We start from the raw sequence: 18522 nt of genomic DNA on the forward strand, positions 1-18522 counted from the left end.
TGAGGGCCGGTGCGGCGGGTGCCGTGCCGGCCTTCAGCGGGTGCCGGGCATGTACAGCGTAGAGAGGTCGATGTCGATGTCGAACGGGACCGTACGCTTCAGCCAGTCGTGACAGACGCCGGCAGGGACGTAGGACTTGGTGGCCGGGTCGAGCTCGTAGACGAAGACAGCGGGCTTCTCGTTGATCTCCTCGATACGCCAGAAATGAGGAATCCCGGCCTCGGCGTAGAGGACGGGCTTGCGGTACCTGTCCCGTAGCTCGGACTCGATCGAGACCACTTCGACGACGAGCACGACATCGGCGGCATCGAAGCAGGTGACCCCGCTGGTAATCGTCGCGTTCGGGCCGAGGACGATGATGTCGGGCTCCGGGCGCTGCCGCGGACCTAGTTTGATGGTCATCTCCTGAGCCACTGCGTGTCCTGCCGGCACGAATTCGTCCAAGGCATTGCACAATCGACGAATGACCATCTGATGGAAGTGTCGCTGAGGGCTCACGAAGACCAAGCTTCCATCAATCAACTCTGTGTGCGCAGGCAAATCCGGAAGGTGATCGAGGTCTTCGGCGACGAAGCCCTGCGGAGGCGGAAACACCCAGTCGGGGAGCGAGGGAGGCGTCATCGTAACGATCACCGCTTCGGCAGTCATGGTTCAACGCTACCAATCTATTGTGCTCACGCCTCGTGAACGTCAAGACACGGATGGGAAGTTAAGAAGGCCGTTCTATGACTCAGTTGCTCGTTTTCGGCGAGAGGGACGACGCCGAAGAGGTCGCCGAGACGCTCGGGGAGTGGTTTCCCGGGCTGGGTGTGCCGCGGGTGGTGCGGGAGACGCTGGCCGGGGAGGACGACGCCGAGGACGCCCAGTGGCTGGTCGTGGTCGAGGGGCTGGACCACGAGGCGCTGGGCAAGGTGGACGAGCTGGTCGAGCGGTACGACGGGTGGCGTGAGGTCGGCTGAGGGGTTCGCCGGGTAGCGAACACGGGCCCGGGGCCGGGGCTCGCGCGGGAGAGTGGGGCATGCGAGTTGCCGTGCTTTCCGACATTCATGGGGTGCTGCCCGCGCTGGAGGCCGTGCTGGCCGAGCCCGACGTGGCCGGGGCCGATCTGGTCGTGCTGACCGGGGACATGGCCGCGGGGCCGATGCCGGTGGAGACGCTCGACCTGCTGGTATCGCTGGGGGAGCGGGCTCTGTGGGTGAGCGGGAACGCCGATCGGGAGCTGGTGGAGGCCGCCGGAGGGAAGGCCGGCCCGTACGCGTCCTCCCAGTGGGCGGCGGGGCAGCTGCGTGACGACCAGGTCGAGTTGCTGGCCGGGTTGCCGGCGCGGCAGGTGCTGGAGCTCGGGCGGCTGGGGACGACCCTGTTCGTGCATGCGACGGCGCGCAGCGACGAGGAGGTGATCCTGGTCGACAGCTCGCTGGAGCGGTGGGGCGAGGTGCTGGCCGGCGAGCGGGCCGCAACCGTGGTGGTGGGGAACACGCACATGCCGTTCGTGCGGCTGGTCGATCGGGTGCGGGTGGTGAATCCCGGGTCCGTGGGGATGCCGTACGGGACGTACGGGGCGCACTGGGCGTTGCTCGACGGGGAGAGCGGCGCGGTGACGTTGCGGTGCACGCCGCTCGACGCCCGGCGGGTGGCGGAGCGGCTGCGGGCCGGGAGCACGTTCGAGGGGATCGAGGAGTGGGTGGGGGAGTACGTGACCAGCGTGTACTCCGATGCAGAGGCGTTGAGAGCGTTCGCCAAGGCGGAGGGGAGAGCCTGAGCGGGCGGTGAGCCCCCTCGGGTGTCAGGCTGTGGCCTCGGCCGCTGCCGCCGCCTCCCGGCGGGCCTTCTCCGACAGCGCGTGCTCGTCCGTCCTGGCGTCGTACCGGCGGAACTTCGGCAGGGCGGCGACCAGGGCCGCGACGGCGGCCACGCACAGGACGCCGCCGCTGGTGAGGGAGAAGCGGACGCCGCCCAGGTCGGCCATCAGGCCGGCGCGGGCGTTGCCCAGCATGGGGCCGCTGGCGTAGGAGAGCAGCTCGATGCCGGCCAGGCGGCCGCGGTACTCGGGCGGGATGGTCTGGTTCCACATGGTCATGCGGAAGATGCCGCTGATCATGTCGGCGGCGCCGGCGAGCGCGATGCAGGCGAAGACCAGCCACACGTTCGGCGCCAGCCCGGACAGTGCCACGCCCACGCCCCAGACCACGGCCGCGACGATCACGCCGAGGCCCTGGCGTTGCACCCGCGCCGTCCAGCGGCCGGTGAGCGAGGCGATCAGGGCGCCGGCCGCGGCGGCCGAGTACAGCAGCCCGACCGCGTGCGGCGCTCTCAGCTCGTCGGCCAGGAACGGGAACAGCGTCGTGCCCATCGCGAAGACCATGGCGGCGATGTCGACGAGGTAGGTGCCCATCAGGTCGCTGCGGCGCATCGCGTACCGTACGCCGTCGAGCAGCGACTGCAGGGAGGGCGGCGCGGCGTCCTCGGCGGGCGGGATCGCGCGGACGCGCCAGAGCAGGGCCAGCGACACCACGAAGGTCAGCGTGTCCACGGCGTACGCGGCGGCGGTGCTCCACGTCACCAGCACGCCGCCGAGCGCGGGGGCGACGATGGCGCCGAAGTTCCAGCGCAGGCTCGACAGCATGGCTGCGGCGCTCTGCTGCTCGTGCTTGACCACCTGCTGGAGCACGGCATCCAGGCTCGGGCGTTGCAGGGAGGCGATGCCGGTGGTGATGGCGCCGATCACGTACAGGACCCAGATCTGCGGCTCGGGCAGCATCGCGTTGACCATGAGGACCGCGGAGGTGCCCATCAGGCCCAGCTCGCTCAGCACGATGACCTTGCGGCGGTCGAGCGCGTCGGCGATGGCCCCGCCCCACAGGCCGCACACCACCATCGGCACGAACTCCGCCAGGCTGACCAGGCCGACCGCCAGCGGGGAGTCCGTCAGCTGCTTCATCTGGACCGGCACCGCCACCATGGTGATGAACGTGCCGAACATCGTGATGACGCCGGAGCCGAAGAGCAGCCGGTAGTCGCGGGAATCGCGCAGCGGGCTCAGGTCCAGCGACAGGTGGCGGAGTAGGCGTTTCACGGCAGGTAGCACGAGGTGCAATTGTCGGTCAGCGGCGGAACGTTGGGCAAATCGTTTTCGCCGGGCACGGGAACGGCCCTCCGGATGTCCGGAGGGCCGTCACGAGCGGGGGTTCAGGCGGCGGGGACCTTGTCCAGGAAGCCGAGCACCTTGCTGATCCTGCCGTCCTCGGCCAGCTCGACCACGTCGAACCCGACCGCGACCGGCTCCCCGCCCTCCGGTCCCAGGTGCCAGGTGAAGCGGGCGATGCGGTGGTGGGTGTCGAAGACCTCGCCGGGGGTGAAGACCAGGCCGGGGAACATGCCCTGCGCGCCCTCGATCACCGCGGCGATCCCGGTGTGGCCGGCGACGTCGGCGAGCGGGTCGGTGTAGGTGGCGTCCTCGGTCCAGAGCGCGGCCACGGCCTTGGCGCGGGCCTCGGGGTCGGTCTCGTTCCAGCAGGCGATGTAGCGGTCGACGAGGTTCATGGTGATGTCTCCTTGTGGGATGGGTTCGTGCGGCTGTTGCGCAGGCCGTCAGTTCGTGCGGCTCTTGCGCAGGCCGGTGATCTGGAGCTCGGCGAATCCGGCGACCACCAGGGCCTGGGCGATGGCCCAGATCGCGCCGATCGTGGTGAAGCCGGCCGCGCCGGTGACGACGGCGGCGATGCTGGCGAGGGTCCAGATGACGTTCAGGGCGATGACGGCCTTGGCGCCGGCGGGGCTGATGTCGCGGCGGGTGGCCAGGAAGCCGACGGCGGCGCCGTACACGAGGAGGAAGACGCCGATGCCGCGCAGCAGGCCGGTGTCCGGGCCGAGCAGGGTGCCGACCGGGCCGGCGAAGGCGAGGTAGGCCAGCCCGTTGCCGCCCGTGACGACGGCGTCGGCGGCCAGCGCCATGCGCAGGAACTTCATCCGGTCGGTGGTGACGGTCACGGCGGTCATATCGGGCTCCTTCGGAGTGGCCTTGTCGTTCGGACACCTGAAAGATGTCAGGCCGGGGGTAGGGGCCGCGATTACGCGCCAGGTAATGAAGGGTGGGGATTCCCGCGCCGAGCAGGGGAAACGCGGGTCGTGTGAGGGCCGTCACAGGCGGCCGAGGGCTTGATCGGCAGGGGGCGGGCACCCCATCAGGCCCACCCCCGGACGCCGCCAGGCGCAGCGCGCGACCGGCCCGGGACGGCAGGGGCGCACCGGCACCCCTGGGGGACGGGGCGCCCGGGCCCGGCGTTCCCCCAGGGAGATGATCAGCCGTCCATCAGCTGCCGAGGACCTCCCGGCGCAGGTGCGTCTTGAGGATCTTGCCGCCGGGGTTGCGGGGCAACTCGCCCTCGCGGAACCAGACGTGTACTGGGATCTTGAACTTGGCGATCCGCTCCGCCAGGAAGGCCTGCAGCTCCCCGGCCGTGACCGTCTTGCCGGGGGCCAGCCGGATGACCGCCCCGACCTCCTCGCCCAGCTCGTCGTGCGGCACGCCGATGACGGCGGCGTCGTCCACGGCCGGGTGCTCGAACAGGGCCGCCTCCACCTCGGCGCAGTAGACGTTCTCGCCGCCCCTGATCACCATGTCCTTGGCGCGGTCCACGATGTAGACGAAGCCCTCGTCGTCGATCTTGGCCAGGTCGCCGGTGTGCAGCCAGCCGCCGACGAACGTCTGCGCGGTCGCCTCCGGCTTGTTCCAGTAGCCGAGGATGACGTTCGGGCCGCGTACGCACAGCTCGCCGACCTCGCCGGGCGCCAGCTCGTCGCCCATCGGGTCCACCACGCGCACGTCCACCACCGGCGACGGCAGGCCGATGCTGTCGGGCTTGGCCTGGTAGTCGGCGCCGCCGTTGCCGATGGCCAGGGCGGAGGTCTCGGTCATGCCGTAGCCGTTGGAGGGGGCGCGGTTGGGCAGGTTGGTGGTGATGCGCTCCAGCAGCTTGGGCGGGGCGGGGGCGCCGCCGTAGCCGAGGGTGGACAGCGACGACAGGTCGTACTTGCCGAAGTCGGGGTGGGACATGAGCTGCCAGGCGTTGGTGGGCACGCCGATCATGGCGGTGACCCGCTCCCGCTCGATGAGGCGCAGGGCCTGCTCGGGGTCCCACTTGTACATCAGCACCAGGCCGCCGCCGCTGAACATCGTCGTGGTCATGGCCGAGAAGCAGCCGGTGACGTGGAAGAGCGGGACGGTCAGGAGCGTGATCCTGCGGGTGCCGGCCGCCGCGCCGACGTCCTTGCCGGCCATGGCGACCGCGCGCATGAGGCCGTAGGCGACCGTCATGGGGGACTGGCCGATGTTGCGGTGGCTGCCCAGCGCGCCCTTGGGGCTGCCGGTCGTGCCCGAGGTGTAGAAGATCGTGGCCGGGTCGTCCGGGGCCAGCTCGACGTCGGGGAGCTTCACGTCGGCCACGACCTCGCCCAGGACCTCGTCGAGCGCGCGCGCCCCCGGCGGCACCTCGCCCCTGGTGACGATCATCGGCACGCCCGTCGAGGCCAGCCGGACGGCGCGCTCGCCGTCGGCGATCAGCACCTTGGCTCCGGAGTCGCTCACGCCGTAGGCCAGCTCGGCCTCCGTCCACCAGGCGTTGAGCGGTACGGCGATCGCCCCCGCCGCCAGCGTGGCCGAGAACGCGACCACCCACTCGGGGTAGTTGCGCATCGCCACGGCCACCCGGTCGCCCTTGCCCACGCCGTACTCCTCGACCAGGCGGTTGGCGAGGGTGGCGGCGCGGCGGAAGTGCTCCTCGAACGTGATGTGCTCGTCCTCGTAGACCAGGAAGACCTTCTCGCCGTGGAACCTGCTCATCTCCAGCAGGGCGCGGAAGTGGCCGGGAGCGTGCTTCCACGTGCGTACGCCGTTGTCGCCGATCTCTTCCATCTCGAAGAGCTGGCCGGGGGCGGTGAGCTGGGCCTGGACCTGGGCGTGCGAAAGAGACATACGCAGAACTCCCGCAATGGACGATTATTCCGGAGATTTCACGGTACCGACCGGTAGGTACGTCGCGCTAGAGGGTCCCGCGGGCACCCGGTCGGCGTGAAAGTTTCATTGACCTGCCGATAGTTTCTGCTTTCCAACTGCTGCTTTAGTGACACTGTGAGCGTGCCATTGACCGTTCACGCGCATGTCAATACCGTCTGCGATGCGGCCTGAACCGGGCCGAAACTTTCGGAATCGAGTGCCTGCCTCCGGAGGTAGATGTCCGTGCATTCGTCCTCGCTCCTGCGAATCCTCACGTTAGTGGGGATGTTCGCAGCCTTCCTCCTGCCCGCCACCTCGGCGGAAGCGTCAGCGCCGCTGCGCACGCACGCCGCCGCCAGGAGCAAGTTCATCGGTGCGGCGCTCGCCACCAGCCCGCTGTCCAATGAGACCTCCTACCGCAACATCGCGGCCACCGAGTTCAACCAGGTGACCGCCGAGAACGTGATGAAGTGGGACACCGTCCAGCCCAGCCAGGGCCAGTTCAACTTCTCCGGCGCCGACGCCATCGTCAACTTCGCCACGCAGAACAACCAGCAGGTCCACGGCCACACCCTGGTGTGGCACAGCCAGACCCCCGGCTGGGTGCAGGGCCTGGGCGCCAGCGCGATGCGTACGGCGATGCAGAACCACATCAGCCAGCTCGTCGGCCGCTACGCCGACAACGCCACCGTGGTGTCGTGGGACGTGGTGAACGAGATCTTCGACGACAACGGCGGCTGGCGCAGCTCGTTCTGGTACAACACGCTCGGCCAGAGCTTCGTCGCCGACGCCTTCCGCGCCGCCCGCGCCGCCGACCCCAACGCCCGGCTGTGCATCAACGACTACAACGTCGAGGGCATCAACGCCAAGAGCACCGCCATGTACAACCTGGTCTCGTCGCTGCGCCAGCAGGGCGTGCCGGTGGACTGCGTGGGCTTCCAGGGCCACCTGGCCATCCAGTACGGCTTCCCCAGCGACATCCAGCAGAACATGCAGCGCTTCGCCGACCTCGGCGTCCAGGTCCGGGTCACCGAGCTGGACGTGCGCATGCAGATGCCCAGGAGCTCCAGCAAGGACACCACCCAGGCCACCTACTACCGCAACGTGATCAACGCCTGCAACGCCGTCACCGCCTGCGCAGGGGTGACGATCTGGGGGTTCACCGACAAGTACTCCTGGGTGCCGGACACGTTCCCCGGCGAGGGCGCCGCGCTGATCTACGACGAGAACTACCAGCAGAAGCCGTCCTACACCGCCGTGCACGACGCGCTGGCGGGCGGCACCACCACCGACCCCACCCCGCCGACCACGCCGGGCACGCCCACCTCGAGCAACGTGACGTCCAACTCCGCCACGCTGACGTGGACCGCCTCCACCGACAGCGGCGGCAGCGGCCTGGCCGGCTACAACGTCTACCGCGAGCAGGGGACGACGGACACGCAGCTCGGGCAGAGCACCACCAACTCGATCAACCTCACCGGGCTGACCCCCAACACCCAGTACCAGGTGTACGTCCGCGCCCGTGACGGGGCGGGCAACCTGTCCGCCAACTCGGCGACGGCCACGTTCACCACGCAGTCCGGCCCGGTGGGCGGCGGCTGCACCGCGGCCGGCACCGTGCAGAACCAGTGGAACAACGGCTACGTCGTCCAGCCCGTCACCGTCACCAACGGCGGCTCGTCGGCGATCAGCGGCTGGACCGTCACGTTCACCCTGCCCGCCGGCCACACGCTCGCCGGGTCGTGGAACGCCACCCTGACCGTCAGCGGCCAGACCATCGCCGCCAGGAACGCCGGCTACAACGGCAACCTGGCGCCGAACGGCAGCACCACGTTCGGCTTCCAGGTCACCCGGCCGAGCGGCGACACGCAGACGCCTTCGGGCTACACCTGCGCCTGATCGGGGATCCCCTGGGGCCTGCCCGCCTGCCCGCCCGGCATCGGCACCCGCCCCAGGGGATTCTCTCCGCCCGGAACAGTGACCTGCCATCTCGTACGCGGGCAAGGACCCGCGTTCCTCCGGATCCGAACCCGGGGCGGGGCCGCTCGGCGACGGTCAGCCCTTCACCGAGCCGCCGAAGTTGAACGACCCCGCCAGGTACTTGTTGACCGCCACGTACAGGACCACCGCCGGCGCCGTGTACAGGATCGAGAACGCGGCGAGCTGCCCGTACGCCACCTGCCCGTACTGCGAGAAGAACGTGTAGATGGTGACGGCGGCGGGCTGCTTCTCCGGCGTGTCCAGCAGGACGAACGGCGCGAAGAAGTTCCCCCACTGCCCCACGAACACGAAGATGGCCACCACCGCGATCCCCGGCGCCATCAGCGGCCCCACCACGGCCCGCAGCGACTGCACCCAGCCCGCGCCGTCCACCCAGGCGGCCTCCTCCAGGCTGACCGGCACCCCGTCCATGAAGTTCTTCATCATCCAGATCGAGAACGGCAGCGAGCTGGCCGTCAGGAACAGCACCATCGCGGGGACGGAGCCGTACAGGTTGAACCGGAAGAACATCGCGTAGACGGGGACGAGGATCGCCGTCACCGGCAGGCCCGTCGTGAACAGCAGGGTCAGCATGAAGTGGCGGCGGTAGCGGAGCTGGTAGCGCGACAGCGGGTACGCGGCCAGCCCCGCCACCAGGACCGTGAGCAGGGCCGTGGACCCCGAGATGACGATCGAGTTGATCAGCGGCAGGATGATCGTCTCCCAGGTGAGCACGGCCTTGAAGTTGTCCAGGGAGAACGTGAGCGTCGGGGCGGCGGAGAGCGAGGCCTCCGGCTGCACCGAGGCGATCAGCACCCACAGGAACGGGCCCAGGAAGGCCAGCGTGATGACCAGGAGCGACAGCAGGGCCGCGCCTCTGGCGGCGATGCGGGTCATGAGGCCTCCTTCGCCGGCCTCATGAGCGACGTGCTGTGCTCCCCGATGCCCTCGACCAGCTCGGTCATGTGTCCTCCACCTTGATCAGACGCAGGTAGACCAGCGAGAACAGGGCGCCGATGATCAGCATGACCAGCGCGATGGCCGAGCCGTAGCCGATCTCGAAGTAGCGGAAGGCCTGCTCGTACATGTAGAGCGGGGTGGTCTGGCTGGCCGTGCCCGGGCCGCCGCCGGTCAGGGCGTAGATGAGGCCGAAGCCGGCCAGCGTCTGGAGCGTGATCAGCATGAGGTTCGACATGATCGAGCGGCGGATCAGCGGCAGCGTGATGTGCAGCAGCCGCCGGGCCGGGCTCGCCCCGTCCACCGCCGCCGCCTCCACCAGGTCGGGCGGCACCTCCGACAGCGCGGCCGAGTACACCAGCATCGAGAACGCCGTGCCGCGCCAGACGTTGGCCAGGATGACGGCGAGCATCGGGGCGGTGTAGAGCCACTCCTGCGAGATGCCGAGGACCGTGTTGAGCGTGCCGTCCTCGGCCAGGAACGAGAACCAGCAGGCGGCCGCGACGATCTCGGGCATCACCCAGGCGCCGATGACCACGCCGTTGACCACGCTGCGCGTCACCCGGCCGCGGCCGCGCTGGAGGAGGGCGATGATCAGGCCCAGCGTGTTCTGGCCGATCACGGCCGAGCCGATGACGAAGACGAACGTGAGCAGGAAGGAGTTGACGAAGTTCGGGTCGCCGAACATCCTGACGAAGTTGTCCAAGCCCACGAACTGCGAGTTCACCGAGGCCGAGCCGGTCAGGGTCTCGTTGGTGAAGGCGATGTAGACGCTCCACAGGATGGGCCCCGCGAGGAACAGCGCCAGCAGCGCCAGCGCGGGAGCCATCGGGAGCAGCCAGCGCAGGACCCGCCGCCGCCGTGCCGGGCCGCCTGCCGGCGAGCCCGTCACGGCGGGCGACGGTGCTGTGGCGACCGTCATCGCGCCAGGACCTTGTCGGCGCCTCCCACGGCCGTGGGCAGCGCCTTGACGTAGGCGGCGGTGGCCTCCTCAGGGGTGCGCGAGCCGGTGGTGACCGCCTCCATCGCCTCCTGGACCTGCGCCGACACCTTCGGGTACGCCTCGTACGCCGGCCGGTAGTGCGTCACCGCGGCCAGGTCGGTCCAGAACTTCACGCTCGGGTTGTCGGCGGTGTACTTCGGGTCGGCCGCGACGTCCTTGCGGACGGCCAGGTCACCGGTGCTCACGGAGTACGTCATCGAGTTCTCCTTGTTCGTGGCCACCGTGATGAAGTCGAACGCCTCCTGCTTGAGCTTGGTGTAGGAGCTCATGGCCATCACCCAGCCGCCCGACATGCTGACCGCTCCCGGCGCCTCGCCGTTCTGCGTCGGCATGGCCGTCCAGCCGATCTTGTCCTTCCACTCGGGCCACGGCTTGGTGCTGGTCGGCTTCCACGCGGCCGCCGTCCAGGCGCCGTCGAGCGAGATGCCGACCTTGCCTGCCGGGAACCACTCCAGGTTGACCTTGTCGGCGAGCTTGGCGTTGTGCGCGTCGGCCTGCTTGGGGCCGAGCTCCTCGCGGTAGATGGTGTTGATGAAGGTCAGGGCGTCGGTGAAGTTCTTGCCGCCGGCCACCCACTTCTGCTGCGTGTCGTCGTACAGGGTGCCGCCGGGGGTGCCGTACAGGAGCATCTCGAAGCCCTGCATGGTGGCAGCCTCGCCGTGGATCTTCGTGGAGTACATGCTGAACGGGACGGCGTCCGGGACCTTCTGCTTGATCGCGCGGGCCGCGGTCAGGACGTCGTTCCAGGTCTTCGGCTCCCAGGGGACGGGCAGGCCGGCCTTGGCGAAGACGTCCTTGTGGTACCAGAGGCCGCGCGTGTCGGTGCTGATGGGCACGCCGTAGATCTTGCCGTCGGCGCCCTTGGCGGCCTGCTTGACCGAGTCGGGGAACTGGGTGTTCCAGTCGGGCCACTTGGCCAGGTGGTCGTCGAGCGGGGCCAGCTTGCCCGCCGCGACGTCCGCGTTGACCTGGAAGGTGTCGTGGTAGTAGAGGTCGGGCGCCGAGTCGGGGGAGCGGTTGAGCAGCGCCAGTTTGGTGTAGTAGGCCTCGTTGTTGCCCTGCACCGGGGTCAGCTTGATCGTGACACCGGGGTGGGCGGTCTCGTACTGCTTCTTGGCGTCGCGCAGCATCTTCTCCAGATGCGGCCACGTCGGTTCGACCTTGTAGAGGACTTCGAGCTCCTTGGCTCCGGACGCGGATTCCTGGGCGGCGTCGCCGCCGCAACCTGCTGCTGTCAGCGCTGTCAACAACATGAGGGAACCAGCCAGGCTACGTCTCATCACGGCCTCCCCTTGTTTCCTTGGGTTGCGGAGAAACGTAAATCTTTTTGATTTACTAAGTCAACACTCTGTGGTGACATTGCTCACATGCAGCAGGGCACGAACCTGCCCAAGGTAGGCAGCTACAACCGCGCCGTCGTGCTGGAGGCCATCCAGGCGTCCGGCGGGATCAGCCGGGTGCAGATCGCCGCCGTGACCGGGCTCACCGCCCAGACCGTGTCGGTGATCGTGCGCAGGTTGCTGGAGGAGGGGCTGGTCGTCGAGGACGGCTCCGCGCCGTCGAGCGGCGGCAAGCCGCGCACGATCCTGCGCGTGGACGCCCGCGCCGGCTACGCGGTCGGCGTGCACTTCGACCCGCAGGAGCTCTCCTGCGTGCTGGCCGACCTGGCGGGCAACCCCGTCGCCCGGCTGCACCTGCCCCTGCGCCCGGCGATCAGCCCCGACGCGGTGATCCGCAGGATGGCCAGGGCGGCCCGCAGGATCCTGCGCGAGGCCGGGGTGCCCGACGGCAAGGTGCTCGGCGTGGGGCTGGCCTGCCCGGGGCCGCTGGACGCCGACGGCGTGATGGTCTCGCCGCCGCGGCTGCCCGGCTGGAACCGGGTGCCGATCAAGGGCCTGCTCCAGGAGTACACCCGCTTCCCGGTGACGGTGGACAACGACGCCACGGCGGCGGCGATCGGGGAGCGCTGGGCGGGCATCGCGCGCTCGGCTCCCGGCTTCGCCTACCTCTACCTCGGCACCGGGATCGGGGGCGGGCTCATCCTGGACAACCAGGTCTACCGGGGCAGCTCGCTCAACGCCGCCGAGTTCGGGCACATCACGGTGGAGCCGGAGGGGCCCGAGTGCTACTGCGGCAACCGGGGGTGCGTGGAGGCCGTGTGCTGCCCGAGCGCCATCGAGGCCGCGTTCGGCAACGGCGCGGACCACGCCGCCATCTGCGCGGCGGCGGCGAGCGGGGAGCCCGAGGCCCGCCGGGTGATCGAGCGGGTGGCGCAGCGGCTCGCCGACGCCGCCGTGAGCGTGGTGAACATGCTGGACATCGATCTGCTCGTGCTCGGCGGGCCCGCGCTGAGAGAGGTCGGGGAGATCTACCGGGAGGTGATCGCGCGGGCCGTGACGGAGCGGCCGCTGGCCAGGCGGCTGCACTCGGTCAGGGTGGAGACCTCGCCGATCGCGGCCGACGCCGCGGCGATCGGGGCGGCCTCGCTGGTCTTCCACGCCACGTACGCGCCCCGCCTGGGCGCCCTGCTCAGTGGCTGAGGTCAGATTCGTCCCGTTCGGCCTGGGCCAGGAGGTCACGCATGGCGGTCTCGGCCGCGTCCGGATCTCCGTCGCGTACGGCGTCGAGCACCGCCCGGTGCGTCGCGGCGAAGCCGGGGCGCTCGCCCGTCGAGTGCACGAGCCGGTCCCGGGCCGACAGCGCCGCGGCGATCACCACTTCCAGGCATTCCAGCAGCTCGTTGCCCGAGGCGGCCAGCAGCAGGCGGTGGAAGGCCGCGTCCGCCTCGGTGTGCGCCACGGGGTCGGCCACCGTGGCCGCCATCCGCTCCAGCGCCGCCTCCAGCGCGGCCACGTCCTCCGCCGAGCGACGCGCCGCCGCCAATCGGGCCCCCGCCGGCTCCACCACGGCCCGCACCTCGGCCAGGTCGCGCAGCATGTCGGTGTCGCCCCGCTGCTCGAAGCGCCAGCGCAGCACGTCGGGGTCCAGCAGCGACCACTCGCCCCGCGGCCGGACGAACGTGCCCCGCTTGGGCCGGGCGTCGACCAGCCCCTTGGCCGCCAGCGTCTTGAGTGCCTCCCTGACCACGGTATGGCTGACGTGGTAACGGCGACCCAGCTCGACGGGGTCGAGATGACCCTCGGCCTCGGGGTCACCGCTCACGATCCGGCGGCCGAGATCTTCGACAACCTCACCGTGCATGCCTCGCCGTGGATAGCTCACGCGGCGCCTCCCCTTCGATCCGACTTCCGAGGGACAAATCATATTTTATGAAAACTCGGACACATCGTCTGAGGGCCCCCTCCTCGGCCTGGCCGCGGTGGTGGATGTTGCTGCTCAGCGCCTGCGGAAGCGGAGCCGGGCCACAGCCCGTCCGGCTGACCTTCTGGGCCTGGGTCCCCGGCATGGACAAGGCGGTGGACCTGTTCAACAGGACCCACAAGGACATCCACGTCACGCTGGACAACATCCCGCCCGGGAACAGGGGCGGACACGGCAAGATGCACGCCGCTGTCATGTCCGGTGACGCGCCCTGCCTGGTTCAGATGGAGTTCCAGGAGTTGCCATCCTTCCTGCTGAACAGCGAGCTCGTCGACCTGGGGCCCTACCTCACGCAGGCCGACCGGGCGGAATTCCAGCAGGGCACCTGGGACCTGGTGGCGTTCGAGGGCGGCACCTACGCGGTGCCCCAGGCGACCGGGCCCGTGGCGCTCTACAACCGGGAGGACTTGCTGAAGAAGTGGGACATCAAGGTTCCCACGACCTGGCAGGAATATCGCGAGGCGGCCATCAAGATCCGCAAGGCGGACCCGGGCGGCCAGGCCTCGGCCGGCTACGGCGGCTCGGCCACCTCGCTGCTGCGCGGCTGCGAGCACCCCGAGGAGGCGGTGGAGTTCGCGTTGTGGATCAACCGTGACCCGCGCAGCGTCGAGACGCTGATCAAGAGCGGCTACGGCTGGCCCGCGGCCATCTCCGGAATGTCGAACCCGCAGCTCACCAAGCCGTCGGCGTTCCTCGGCGGGCAGCAGACGGCCCAGCTCTTCACCGACTCCTCGAACCAGGTGCCCAAGGGCTGGGTGCGGTGGCCGACGTTCGACGACACGGTGAAGATCCTCAGCGACCGCTTCGAGAAGGCGCTCGGCGGCAGGAGCACGCTGGTGGACGCGCTGAAGGCGGCCGAGCGGCGCACCGTCGAGCAGATCAGGACGAAGGGGCTGAGAGCCGAATGAGCAAGCGTGCGGCGGCGGCGTTCCTCGCCCCGTTCCTGATCCTGTTCGCCGCGTTCTTCGTGGCGCCCATCGGCTACGCGCTGGTGCAGAGCCTGACCCGGGTGGAGCGCTCTGGCCTGCTCGGCCTGCGCGGCACCACCACCGAGTTCGCCGGGCCGGCCAACTACGTCGCCGCCCTGTCGGACGGCGACTACCTCGGCAGCATCGGCCGGATCCTGCTGTTCGCCCTGATCATCGTGCCGCTGATGGGGGTGCTGTCCACCGTGCTGGCGCTGGTGCTGGAGGCCGGCATGACGCGCCGGCCGCGGTTCTTCCGCACCTCGTTCTTCCTGCCGTACGGCATCCCCGGCGTGATCGCCTCGATCATGTGGGGCTTCCTGCACGCGCCCGGCACCTCGCCGTTCACGCCCGTCTTCACCGCGCTCGGCGCCGAGGCCGACCTTCTCGGCCCCGGCACCGTGTTCTGGTCGATCATGAACGTGGTGCCGCTGTTGACCGGCATGATCATCCTGGCGCTGGTGATCTCCGTGCTGTCGTTCGGATTCCTGCGGCTCGTGCAGAGGGGACGCCGATGAGAACCGCCATCAGAACGCGCCGGCTGGTCACGGTGCTGCCGGCCGTGCTGGCCGCGTCCTTCCTCATGCCGCTCTACTGGCTGGTCGTGGCCGCCACCAAGAGCACCGGCGACCTGATCAACTCCTCCCCGCTGTGGTTCGCGAACCCGCAGCTGTTCACCAACCCCGGCGAGCTCGTCTCCTTCGGCGACGGCATCTTCTGGCGGTGGGTGCTCAACTCCCTCGTCCACGCCGGCGTGGGCGCGCTCGGGGCCACGTTCATCTCGGCGTGCGCCGGGTACGCGCTCGCCAAGTGCCAGTTCCGGGGCAGGGAGGCATTGTTCAACGTCATCCTGGCCGGCGTGTACCTGTCGCGGGTCTACGCCACCACCGTGCCGGACGACGTGCTCGACGCGGCCCGCTCCGACGGCGCCGGCGAGTGGCGCATCTTCGTGCGGATCGTGCTGCGGATCATGTCGCCGGCCCTGGTGACGATCTTCCTGTTCCAGTTCGTGGCCATCTGGAACAACTGCTTCCTGCCCCTGGTGATGCTCTCCGACAACCACCTCTACCCGATCACGCTCGGGCTGACGAGCTGGCAGGGCTTCGCCGACCGCCAGCCGATCCTGCAGACGCTGACCGTGGTGGGCGCGCTGGTGTCGGTGATCCCGCTCATCGTGCTGTCCGGCGCGCTGCAGCGGTTCTGGCGCGCCGGACTCACGGAGGGCAGCGTGCGCGAGTAGGTTCACGCGCGCCCCTTCACCTCACGCGCGCTTCAGGCGGAGGGTGACCAGCTCGAACGGCCGCAGCGTCACCGGGATCTCGCCTCCCTGGCGCTGCGGCTCGCCCGTGGGCCGCTCCAGCAGATCCGTCGCGACCACCTCGGCGACGGGGAAGCCGGCCCGCAGGGTCGCCTTCGCCCGGCCGCCCCTGGACTCGTGGAAGCGTACGATCACGTCGCCGCTCTCGTCGTCGGCCAGCTTCACCGCCGTCACCACGACGGCGTCGTCGTCCACGGTGACCAGCGGCTCCACCGGGCCGGCGCCGGCCACGCGGCGCTCGGGCAGGTTGATGAAGTACCCCTCGCGCACCGCGTCACCGATCCCCGCGCCCGGCACCAGCGCGTGCCGGAAGCGGTGCGTCCCCTGGTCGGTCTCGGGGTCGGGGAAGCGCGGGGCGCGCAGCAGCGAGACGCGCAGCGTCGTGGTCGTGCCGTGCTCGTCCACCTCGCGGGTCACGTCGTGGCCGTAGGTGGAGTCGTTGACCACCGCCACGCCCCAGCCCGGCTCCTCCACGTGCAGGAAGCGGTGGTTGCAGGCCTCGAACTTGGCGGCCTCCCAGCTCGTGTTCGTGTGGGTGGCGCGGAAGGAGTGGCCGTACTGGCTCTCGGAGGCGTACCGGTCGGCGCGCACGTCCAGCGGGAAGGCCAGCTTGAGGAACTTCTCCGTCTCGTGCCAGTCGACCTCGGTGTCGATCTCCAGCCGCCCGCCGGCGAGGGTGAGCCGCTGGGTCACCGCCGACGCTCCGAACGAGCGCTTGACCACCACGCCGTCGCCGTCCAGCCGGACGTCCTCGGCCTCGGTGAGGTCGGTGACCGTGTGACGGTAGAACTCGTCCACGTCCCAGGCGTCCCACTTGTTGGGGAAGTCCTGGTGGAGCTGGAGCAGGTTGGCCGCGCGCCCCGGCGCGATCGTCTCCCTGCCGCCACGCAGGTCCCGGGCCGACACGACCAGCCCGCGCCCGTCGATCTCGACCCTGAGCAGCTCGTCCTCCAGCACGAAGCCGCCCTCCGCCGTGGGGCGCGCCCGCGTTCCCGGCGCGTGGCCGGCGGGCGCGGCACCGCCGGCGGGGACGCCGTGGCGGGCGTGCGGGGCGCCGTTGAAGATCAGCTCCTCCTGGCCCTCGCCCGCCAGCGCCCGCTGCGCGCCGTCGATGATCTCGTTCAGCTCCCGCGCCACCAGCTCGTACGTCCTGCGCGCCTCCCGGTGCACCCACGCGATCGACGACCCCGGCAGGATGTCGTGGAACTGGTGCAGCAGCACCGTCTTCCAGATCCGGTCGAGCCGCTCGTACGGGTAGGGCACGTCCGCCCGCACCGCCGCCGTGGCGGCCCACAGCTCGGCCTCCCGCAGCAGCGACTCGCTGCGCCGGTTGCCCTGCTTGGTCTTGGCCTGGCTGGTCAGCGTGGCGCGATGCAGCTCCAGGTAGAGCTCGCCGACCCACACGGGCGGCTGCGGGTACTCGGCCTCGGCCTTGGCGAAGAACTCCGACGGCGTCTCCCACGTGACCACCGGAGAGCCCTCCAGGTCGCGTACCCTGGCCGCCTTGGCCACCATCTCCCGCGTCGTGCCGCCGCCCCCGTCGCCCCAGCCCGTCGGGGCCAGCGAGTGCCGGGCCACGCCCTTGTCCTTGAAGTTGCGGGCCGCGTGCGCCAGCTCCCTGCCCTGCATCGAGCAGTTGTAGGTGTCGACCGGCGGGAAGTGCGTGAAGATCCGCGTCCCGTCGATGCCCTCCCACAGGAACGTGTGGTGCGGGAACGTGTTCGTCTGGCTCCACGAGATCTTCTGCGTGAGCAGCCGCTTCGATCCGGCCGCCTTGATGATCTGCGGCAGCCCCGCCGCGAACCCGAACGTGTCCGGCAGCCACACCTCCTCGTTGTCCACGCCGAACTCGTCGATGAAGAACCGCTTGCCGTGCACGAACTGCCTGGCCATGGCCTCCGAGCCGGGCATGTTCGTGTCGGACTCCACCCACATGCCGCCCGCCGGGACGAACCTGCCCGCCGCCACCGCCTTGGTCACCTTCGCCCACACCTCGGGCCGGTGCTCCTTCACCCACGCCCACTGCTGCGCCTGCGACATCGCGAACACGAAGTCCGGCTCGTCCTCCAGCAGCGCGGTCATGTTGGAGGTCGTGCGGGCCACCTTGCGCACGGTCTCGCGCAGCGGCCACAACCACGCCGAGTCGATGTGCGCGTGCCCGACCGCGCTGATCCGGTGCGCCGACGGCACCGCCGGCGAGGCCAGCACCCCGGCCAGCTCCGCCCTGGCCGCCGCCGCGGTGCCGCCGACGTCTTGCAGGTCGACCGCGTCCAGCGCCCGTTCCACGGCACGCAGCAGCTCCCAGCGGCGGGCGCTGTCGACCGGCAGCTCCAGCATGAGCTCGCCGAGCACCTCCAGGTCCATGACGAGCTCCCACACCGTCTTGTCGAAGACGGCCAGGTCCATGCGGGTCAGCAGGTACAGCGGGTCGCCGCCGGCCGTCTCCTTGTCGCCCATCGCCGTCGGCCGGAACGCGTCGTGGCCCAGGATGATCGGGTTGGAGGCGGCCTCGACGTGCAGCCGCACCTCCTCACCGCCCTCCGCGGACGAAGCGATGCGGACCCACTGGTTGCGCGGGTTGAGCCCCTTCACCGGCGTGCCGTCGGGCCGGTAGACCAGGCCCTCGCACTGGAAGCCCGGCTTGTCCGCGTCGAAGCCGAGATCCAGGATCGCCTCCACGATCCGGCCGCTCCACTGCCTGGGGACGGTGCCGGTGACGGTGAACCAGCTCGTCCCCCACGGCTTGCCCCACGCCTGGCCCACCGCGATCGGCTCGGCCTCGGCCGCCAGGCCCTCCGCCACCGGTACGGGCTCGTCGGGCGCGTGCCAGACGGCCACCTCCAGGGGGACGGACTCGGGATAGATCGCCGGGCGGATCCGCTCGTTCAGAACGCGCTTCAGCCGGGCTTCGACCAGATTGCGGTCGTCATGCATCAGGCGGGGCTCCTCATCAGTCAGGCAGTGGCCAACAGCACGTTAGGCA

The 18522-nt window shown here is 70.0% G+C and carries 17 protein-coding genes; 7 read left to right on the forward strand and 10 right to left on the reverse strand.

Annotated elements, in window-relative coordinates; all coding sequences use genetic code 11:
* Window positions 1–33: 33 nt before the first annotated feature.
* Complete coding sequence (locus tag ACBJ32_RS54595) at window positions 34–648, reverse strand: Uma2 family endonuclease (RefSeq protein ID WP_375133582.1); 615 nt, start codon at window positions 646–648, stop codon at window positions 34–36.
* Between the two features lie 77 nt (window positions 649–725).
* Between ACBJ32_RS54595 and ACBJ32_RS54600 the strand changes: the two genes are divergently transcribed.
* A complete protein-coding gene (locus ACBJ32_RS54600) occupies window positions 726–959 on the forward strand; it encodes a hypothetical protein (protein ID WP_375133583.1) in 234 nt (77 codons plus the stop codon).
* Between the two features lie 59 nt (window positions 960–1018).
* Window positions 1019–1762, forward strand: a complete 744-nt coding sequence (locus ACBJ32_RS54605; RefSeq protein WP_375133584.1) for a metallophosphoesterase family protein — start codon at window positions 1019–1021, stop codon at window positions 1760–1762.
* Window positions 1763–1786: 24 nt separating this feature from the next.
* Here ACBJ32_RS54605 and ACBJ32_RS54610 read toward each other — a convergent pair whose 3' ends face one another.
* The 4 genes from ACBJ32_RS54610 to ACBJ32_RS54625 all read right to left on the reverse strand — a co-directional run bounded on the left by ACBJ32_RS54610 (window position 1787) and on the right by ACBJ32_RS54625 (window position 5974).
* The gene (locus ACBJ32_RS54610; RefSeq protein WP_375133585.1) at window positions 1787–3076 is read right to left on the reverse strand and encodes an MFS transporter; all 1290 of its coding nucleotides are present in this window, start codon (window positions 3074–3076) and stop codon (window positions 1787–1789) included.
* A 113-nt stretch (window positions 3077–3189) separates the two neighbouring features.
* The gene (locus tag ACBJ32_RS54615) at window positions 3190–3543 is read right to left on the reverse strand and encodes a nuclear transport factor 2 family protein (RefSeq protein ID WP_375133586.1); all 354 of its coding nucleotides are present in this window, start codon (window positions 3541–3543) and stop codon (window positions 3190–3192) included.
* Window positions 3544–3591: 48 nt separating this feature from the next.
* Window positions 3592–3999 (reverse strand): hypothetical protein, encoded by a 408-nt coding sequence (locus tag ACBJ32_RS54620; protein WP_375133587.1) that lies wholly within the window; start codon window positions 3997–3999, stop codon window positions 3592–3594.
* Between the two features lie 313 nt (window positions 4000–4312).
* A complete protein-coding gene (locus tag ACBJ32_RS54625; RefSeq protein WP_375133588.1) occupies window positions 4313–5974 on the reverse strand; it encodes a class I adenylate-forming enzyme family protein in 1662 nt (553 codons plus the stop codon).
* A gap of 306 nt (window positions 5975–6280) precedes the next feature.
* Between ACBJ32_RS54625 and ACBJ32_RS54630 the strand changes: the two genes are divergently transcribed.
* Complete coding sequence (locus ACBJ32_RS54630; RefSeq protein WP_375133589.1) at window positions 6281–7894, forward strand: endo-1,4-beta-xylanase; 1614 nt, start codon at window positions 6281–6283, stop codon at window positions 7892–7894.
* Window positions 7895–8050: 156 nt separating this feature from the next.
* Here ACBJ32_RS54630 and ACBJ32_RS54635 read toward each other — a convergent pair whose 3' ends face one another.
* The 3 genes from ACBJ32_RS54635 to ACBJ32_RS54645 form a co-directional block, all read right to left on the reverse strand.
* On the reverse strand, window positions 8051–8872 hold the full coding sequence (locus ACBJ32_RS54635; RefSeq protein ID WP_357876081.1) for a carbohydrate ABC transporter permease: 822 nt from the start codon (window positions 8870–8872) through the stop codon (window positions 8051–8053).
* A 64-nt stretch (window positions 8873–8936) separates the two neighbouring features.
* Window positions 8937–9854 (reverse strand): sugar ABC transporter permease, encoded by a 918-nt coding sequence (locus ACBJ32_RS54640; protein ID WP_357876079.1) that lies wholly within the window; start codon window positions 9852–9854, stop codon window positions 8937–8939.
* A complete protein-coding gene (locus ACBJ32_RS54645) occupies window positions 9851–11188 on the reverse strand; it encodes an extracellular solute-binding protein (protein ID WP_375133590.1) in 1338 nt (445 codons plus the stop codon). Before ACBJ32_RS54645 ends, ACBJ32_RS54640 begins: the two co-directional genes overlap by 4 nt.
* A 114-nt stretch (window positions 11189–11302) precedes the next feature.
* On the opposite strand from ACBJ32_RS54645, the gene ACBJ32_RS54650 reads away from it, so the two are divergent.
* Window positions 11303–12475, forward strand: coding sequence for an ROK family transcriptional regulator (locus ACBJ32_RS54650; protein WP_375133591.1), 1173 nt, complete (start codon window positions 11303–11305; stop codon window positions 12473–12475).
* Here the strand turns inward: ACBJ32_RS54650 and ACBJ32_RS54655 are convergent.
* On the reverse strand, window positions 12465–13136 hold the full coding sequence (locus ACBJ32_RS54655) for a FadR/GntR family transcriptional regulator (RefSeq protein WP_375133592.1): 672 nt from the start codon (window positions 13134–13136) through the stop codon (window positions 12465–12467). The two genes, ACBJ32_RS54650 and ACBJ32_RS54655, sit on opposite strands and share 11 nt — an antisense overlap.
* Before the next feature lie 203 nt (window positions 13137–13339).
* Between ACBJ32_RS54655 and ACBJ32_RS54660 the strand changes: the two genes are divergently transcribed.
* Genes ACBJ32_RS54660 through ACBJ32_RS54670 form a run of 3 tightly spaced genes read left to right on the forward strand, consistent with a single transcriptional unit; the run spans window position 13340 to window position 15461 of the window.
* Window positions 13340–14164 (forward strand): ABC transporter substrate-binding protein, encoded by an 825-nt coding sequence (locus ACBJ32_RS54660; RefSeq protein ID WP_375133593.1) that lies wholly within the window; start codon window positions 13340–13342, stop codon window positions 14162–14164.
* Entirely contained in the window at window positions 14161–14739 is a 579-nt protein-coding gene (locus tag ACBJ32_RS54665; RefSeq protein WP_375133594.1) for a carbohydrate ABC transporter permease, read from the forward strand. The genes ACBJ32_RS54660 and ACBJ32_RS54665 overlap by 4 nt, the downstream gene beginning before the upstream one ends.
* Complete coding sequence (locus ACBJ32_RS54670; protein ID WP_375133595.1) at window positions 14736–15461, forward strand: carbohydrate ABC transporter permease; 726 nt, start codon at window positions 14736–14738, stop codon at window positions 15459–15461. Before ACBJ32_RS54665 ends, ACBJ32_RS54670 begins: the two co-directional genes overlap by 4 nt.
* Before the next feature lie 21 nt (window positions 15462–15482).
* On the opposite strand, the gene ACBJ32_RS54675 is transcribed toward ACBJ32_RS54670, so the two are convergent.
* A complete protein-coding gene (locus ACBJ32_RS54675) occupies window positions 15483–18473 on the reverse strand; it encodes an alpha-mannosidase (RefSeq protein WP_375133596.1) in 2991 nt (996 codons plus the stop codon).
* Window positions 18474–18522 lie beyond the last annotated feature (49 nt).

This window comes from Nonomuraea sp. GTA35, assembly GCF_041950525.1.
GTDB lineage: Bacteria > Actinomycetota > Actinomycetes > Streptosporangiales > Streptosporangiaceae > Nonomuraea.

Coding starts and splice junctions, on each gene's coding strand:
- ACBJ32_RS54600 (WP_375133583.1), top strand. CDS start 726: ATGACTCAGTTGCTCGTTTTCGGCGAGAGGGACGACGCCGAAGAGGTC.
- ACBJ32_RS54675 (WP_375133596.1), bottom strand. CDS start 18,473: ATGCATGACGACCGCAATCTGGTCGAAGCCCGGCTGAAGCGCGTTCTG.
- ACBJ32_RS54645 (WP_375133590.1), bottom strand. CDS start 11,188: ATGTTGTTGACAGCGCTGACAGCAGCAGGTTGCGGCGGCGACGCCGCC.
- ACBJ32_RS54665 (WP_375133594.1), top strand. CDS start 14,161: ATGAGCAAGCGTGCGGCGGCGGCGTTCCTCGCCCCGTTCCTGATCCTG.
- ACBJ32_RS54625 (WP_375133588.1), bottom strand. CDS start 5,974: ATGTCTCTTTCGCACGCCCAGGTCCAGGCCCAGCTCACCGCCCCCGGC.
- ACBJ32_RS54655 (WP_375133592.1), bottom strand. CDS start 13,136: ATGCACGGTGAGGTTGTCGAAGATCTCGGCCGCCGGATCGTGAGCGGT.
- ACBJ32_RS54635 (WP_357876081.1), bottom strand. CDS start 8,872: ATGACCCGCATCGCCGCCAGAGGCGCGGCCCTGCTGTCGCTCCTGGTC.
- ACBJ32_RS54670 (WP_375133595.1), top strand. CDS start 14,736: ATGAGAACCGCCATCAGAACGCGCCGGCTGGTCACGGTGCTGCCGGCC.
- ACBJ32_RS54615 (WP_375133586.1), bottom strand. CDS start 3,543: ATGAACCTCGTCGACCGCTACATCGCCTGCTGGAACGAGACCGACCCC.
- ACBJ32_RS54605 (WP_375133584.1), top strand. CDS start 1,019: ATGCGAGTTGCCGTGCTTTCCGACATTCATGGGGTGCTGCCCGCGCTG.
- ACBJ32_RS54660 (WP_375133593.1), top strand. CDS start 13,340: ATGGACAAGGCGGTGGACCTGTTCAACAGGACCCACAAGGACATCCAC.
- ACBJ32_RS54630 (WP_375133589.1), top strand. CDS start 6,281: ATGTTCGCAGCCTTCCTCCTGCCCGCCACCTCGGCGGAAGCGTCAGCG.
- ACBJ32_RS54595 (WP_375133582.1), bottom strand. CDS start 648: ATGACTGCCGAAGCGGTGATCGTTACGATGACGCCTCCCTCGCTCCCC.
- ACBJ32_RS54620 (WP_375133587.1), bottom strand. CDS start 3,999: ATGACCGCCGTGACCGTCACCACCGACCGGATGAAGTTCCTGCGCATG.
- ACBJ32_RS54650 (WP_375133591.1), top strand. CDS start 11,303: ATGCAGCAGGGCACGAACCTGCCCAAGGTAGGCAGCTACAACCGCGCC.
- ACBJ32_RS54640 (WP_357876079.1), bottom strand. CDS start 9,854: ATGACGGTCGCCACAGCACCGTCGCCCGCCGTGACGGGCTCGCCGGCA.